This is a genomic window from Luteitalea sp. (assembly GCF_044337415.1).
GTDB lineage: Bacteria > Acidobacteriota > Vicinamibacteria > Vicinamibacterales > Vicinamibacteraceae > Luteitalea.
Map to the genome: position 1 here is coordinate 1 of NZ_JBIINP010000280.1, position 4,448 is coordinate 4,448.

Annotated in this window: 4 protein-coding genes; 2 read left to right on the forward strand and 2 right to left on the reverse strand. The window is 69.5% G+C overall.

Translation table 11 applies throughout. From position 1 onward, the window contains the following. Positions 1–143 precede the first annotated feature (143 nt). Both ACIRDX_RS20870 and ACIRDX_RS20875 read left to right on the forward strand, forming a co-directional pair. Positions 144–2,294 carry a carboxypeptidase-like regulatory domain-containing protein gene (locus ACIRDX_RS20870; protein ID WP_396627367.1) on the forward strand — a complete coding sequence of 717 codons (2,151 nt, stop codon included), beginning with the start codon at positions 144–146 and terminating at the stop codon, positions 2,292–2,294. Next, positions 2,291–2,761, forward strand: a complete 471-nt coding sequence (locus tag ACIRDX_RS20875; RefSeq protein WP_396627364.1) for a DinB family protein — start codon at positions 2,291–2,293, stop codon at positions 2,759–2,761. The genes ACIRDX_RS20870 and ACIRDX_RS20875 overlap by 4 nt, the downstream gene beginning before the upstream one ends. Positions 2,762–2,763: 2 nt before the next feature. On the opposite strand, the gene ACIRDX_RS20880 is transcribed toward ACIRDX_RS20875, so the two are convergent. Then, entirely contained in the window at positions 2,764–3,705 is a 942-nt protein-coding gene (locus ACIRDX_RS20880) for a DUF2785 domain-containing protein (RefSeq protein ID WP_396627365.1), read from the reverse strand. Positions 3,706–3,717: 12 nt separating this feature from the next. Beyond that, on the reverse strand, positions 3,718–4,383 hold the full coding sequence (locus ACIRDX_RS20885; RefSeq protein WP_396627366.1) for a DUF1080 domain-containing protein: 666 nt from the start codon (positions 4,381–4,383) through the stop codon (positions 3,718–3,720). Positions 4,384–4,448: the final 65 nt, after the last annotated feature.

Here is a 4,448-nt window from a genome sequence, read left to right on the forward strand (position 1 = left end):
CCGGGTGCCGGGTACGGGTACGGGAACGGGAAGGCCACCGGCGCGGATCGTGCGGGCGAGGCCGACGCGGTCGGATCCGTACCCGTTACCCCGAACCCGGCACCCGGAGTAGGATGCTCCCCATCCAAGGAGTCACCGTGCGCATGCGCCTGCTCTTCCCGCTGCTGACCGGGGTTTGCACTGCCCTGCTGGCCTTTACCTCCCTCGGCGCCCGCCAGGGCCCTGCGGCCGACATCGCGATGGATGGCGACGACATCGCCGGCATCGTCACCGGCCCCAAGGGACCCGAAGCCGGCGTCTGGGTGATCGCCGAGACCACCGGCCTCCCCACGAAGTTCGCCCGCATCGTCGTCACCGACGACAAGGGGCGCTACCTCATCCCCGACTTGCCGAAGGCGAGCTACCAGGTGTGGGTGCGCGGGTACGGGCTTGTCGATTCGCCGAAGACCACGGCGACGCCAGGCGCACGACTACCGCTCAAGGCCGTGGTCGCGCCCGACGCGAAGGCCGCCGCGCACTACTACCCCGCCGGCTACTGGCTGTCGCTGCTCGAGGTGCCCGCCGAAAGCGAGTTCCCCGGCACGGGCGGCAAGGGCAACGGCATCCAGCCGACCATCACGTCGCAGCAGCAGTACCTGCGCATCCTGAAGTCGGGCGGCTGCACCACCTGCCACCAACTCGGCACGATCGGCACGCGCGAGATCCCGAAGAATCTCGGCACGTTCAACACGTCGGTCGACGCGTGGGAACGGCGCCTGGCGTCGGGTCAGGCCGGCGCGCAGATGATCGGCACGATGAACCAGGTCGGCATGCGCTTCTTCAAGGAGTTCGCGGCGTGGACCGATCGCATCAAGGCGGGGGCCGTGCCGCCCGCGCCGCCGCGGCCGCAGGGCATCGAGCGCAATGCCGTGATCACGCTCTGGGACTGGGCCGACCCGAAGCACTACCTGCATGACGAGGTGTCGACCGATCGCCGCAACCCGACGGTGAACGCCAACGGGCCGCTCTACGGCGCGCTGGAGCTGAGCGCCGACTACGTGCCGGTGCTCGATCCGGTCACGCACACGGCGAGCCGCATCCCCCTGACGGTGCGCGATCCGAACACGCCCGCGACGCCGCCCGACATGGCGCAGCCGTCGCCGTACTGGGGCACCGAGCCGATCTGGAACAGCAAGAACAACGTCCACAACCCGATGCTCGACCACCTGGGCCGCTTGTGGCTCACGTCGGCGGTGCGCGCCTTCGACAACCCCGACTGGTGCAAGGCCGGCTCGGATCACCCGTCGGCCAAGCTGTTCCCGATCAACAGATCCAGCCGTCACCTGCAGATGTACGACCCGAAGACGAAGAAGCTCACGCACATCAGCACGTGCTTCGGGACGCACCATTTGACGTTCGCCGAAGACGCCAACAACACGCTCTGGACGAGCGGCGGTGGGCAGGTGGTGGGCTGGCTCAACACGAAGCTGTTCGAGGAAACGGGCGACGAGGCGAAGGCGCAGGGCTGGACGGCGCTGATCATGGACACGAACGGCAACGGCAAGCGCGACGCCTACGTGGAGCCCAACGAGCCCGTCGATCCAACGAAGGACAAGCGCTACAACGGCGGGTTCTACTCGGTGCAGCCGGCCCCCGACGGCTCGATCTGGGGCTCGGTTCTCGGGTACCCCGGCGCCGCCGTGCGGCTCGTGCCCGGCAGCAACCCGCCCGAGACGACGCTTGTCGAGGTGTACGAGCCGCCGTTCAAGCACCCGGACCCGCAGAAGCAGGGCTTCTCGCCGCGCGGCATGGACGTCGATCGCAACGGCGTCGTGTGGGCCGCACTCGCGAGCGGACACATGGCCAGCTTCGATCGGCGCAAGTGCACCGGGCCCCTCAACGGTCCGAACGCCACTGGCCAGCACTGCCCCGAGGGCTGGACGCTCTACACCGAACCCGTGCCGCAGCTGAAGGGCGTGACGGCCACGGGCAGCGCCGAGGCGAGCTACTACACGTGGGTGGACTGGTTCGACACGCTGGGCCTCGGAACGAACACGCCGATCAACACGGGCAACGCCTCTGAAGGCCTGCTCGCGCTGAAGGACGGCAAGTGGGTGGTGCTGCGCGTGCCGTATCCGCTCGGCTACTACACGAAGTGGATGGACGGCCGCATCGACGACCCGAAGGCCGGCTGGAAGGGTCGCGGCCTGTGGTCGACGGTGAGCACGCGGGCGCCGTTCCACATGGAAGGCGGCAAGGGCACGGCCCCCAAGATCGTGCGCTTCCAGTTGCGGCCGGATCCGCTGGCGAAGTGAGTGCAACGAGCCCGCTTGCCGAGACGTGGGCCATCGGGGCCCGCATCTCGCGCTACCTGCTCGACGGTGTGCCCGCGGCCGCCCTCGATGCCACACCTTCGGGCAAGGGTCGAACGGTGCGCGACCAGTTCGCGCACCTGCACGACGTGCGCCTGCTGTGGCTGAAGGCGGCACGCCCCGACCTGATGGACGGGCTCGCGAAACTCGGATCCGGGAGCGGCGCCGACCACGGTGCGCTGGCTGCGGCGCTCGGTGCGTCCGCCGCAGCAATCGAACGCATGGTGGCGGACGCGGAGGCGGGTGACGGGCGCGTGAAGGGGTTCAAGCCGCACGTGACCGCCTTCGTCGGCTACCTGCTGTCGCACGAGGCGCACCACCGAGGCCAGGTCGCGCAAGCGCTCAGACTCACGGGCACGCCCCTCGACAAGAAGGTCGCGTTCGGGATGTGGGAGTGGGGCGTGCGGTAGGCCTAGGGCAATGCCTGTAGGCGACGCACGATCTCCTGCTGCGCGTCAGCCTTGCCGGCCGCCGAAAGCACCAGGTGGAGATCCTTGAGGACGGCCTTGGCATTGAGGGCCGGGGCCACGCCGCCATTGGCGAGGGGCTGCTCCCAGTCGACGCGGCTCGCGGCCTGCTGCAGGGCGTCCAGGTACCCGGCCACGGCGACGCGATCCGCATCGTCGCGGCGCAGCACCGACGCCGCCGCCCGAGACAGGCGTTCATCCTCGCCCCACTGGAAGACGGCCGGAGCCGAGGCGACCGTCGCGGCCAGGGCCTCGAGGATCTGACGCTGGTGCGCGACGGTCAGCAGCGGGTGCCGCCCGAGGAACTTCAGCAGGTCGGCCGTGTGAGCCGTCACGTGGACCCACCCGAGCCCCGGCTCGAACCCCCGCCGATCGGTGTTGGTCTTCAGTTGCCGGCTGCCGCGGGTCACCAGCGCATCGACCGTGGCGGCATCGAGCGCCCGCTGGCCGAGGTCGGCCGCGACCACCAGCGACAGCCCGAGCGCGCTGAAGGACCGGCGCAGCACCGGGTCTCCACCGAAGGGGTCGGCTTCAGCGCCGAGGCCGGGGAGCCAACCGGTAGCGAGGTGCTGCAGGTCGGCGTTGGACAGCCGCTTCTCGCGCACCACCCACCGGGCCGGGATGCCATAGCCGCAGCGGTCCCGGAGGACCGGGTCCGGATCGCCGAAGTGCTGCCCGAGTTCCAGCAGCAGGTCGAGGGGGGCGACGCCCGCGGGCACGAGGTAGCCGCCGTCGACGATGGCGAGCCAGAACTGACGAGAGCGTGCGGGAGCGAGGACCGGGGGCAGCAGGTGATGTGCAGACGCCGCCGACGTCGCGAGCAGCGCGCCCAGCCCTGACAGGCCGGTGATGAGGACCCTGCGCCGACCGTGTTCGCGTGTGCGCACCCTGCTCGCCCCTTACTTGATGACGGTGATCTCCCTGAACAGTACGGTCTGCGGCTCGTGGTGGTTCTGGATGCCGATGTAGCCGGCATCCGGCCGACGGCCGCGCACGGGCTCGTACGAGTGCTCGCGAGGCGGCACGGTGGAGCCCTCCACGAAGTCGTTCACGAGCACGCCGTTCAGGCGCACGACGGTGCGCGGGCCGCGCAGCTCGATCTCCATCGTGTTCCACTCGCCGACCGGCTTCTGCGGCTTCGCCACGGCCGGGCTCATCGAGTAGATCGCGCCGGTCGTGTGCCACGAGGTGCCGAACTTCTTCTGGTGATCCGACAGCACGTAGCTGGCCGGGAAGTTCTCGAGGATCTGGATCTCGTAGCCCGTGTGCACGGCCTGCCAGGCATCCTTCGGCGGGTCCGGGATGCGCACGAAGATGCCCGAGTTGTCGTCCACCGTCGTCGTGCGGTACACGACCCGGATCACGCAGTCGCCGAACCGCTCGCCGCTGAAATACAGCAGGCCCATCCCGCCGACGGTCTTGAGCAGTCCGTGCTCGACGACCACCTCGCCCTTGCCGACATGTGTCCAGCCGGACAGGTCCTTGCCATTGAAGAGCGGGCGTTCCTCGGCCCGGGCGTATCCGGCCGCGAACGTCAGGGTCAGGGCGAGTGCGAGGGCGCGCATGGCGGACATCATGCCTCATGCGTCAGGCCTCATTGGCTCAGGGCTCAGGGCTCAGGGCTCAGGGC

Bases quoted from the DNA above. Each gene is read 5' to 3' on its own strand.
- ACIRDX_RS20870 (WP_396627367.1), top strand. From the start codon at position 144: ATGCGCCTGCTCTTCCCGCTGCTGACCGGGGTTTGCACTGCCCTGCTG.
- ACIRDX_RS20885 (WP_396627366.1), bottom strand. From the start codon at position 4,383: ATGCGCGCCCTCGCACTCGCCCTGACCCTGACGTTCGCGGCCGGATAC.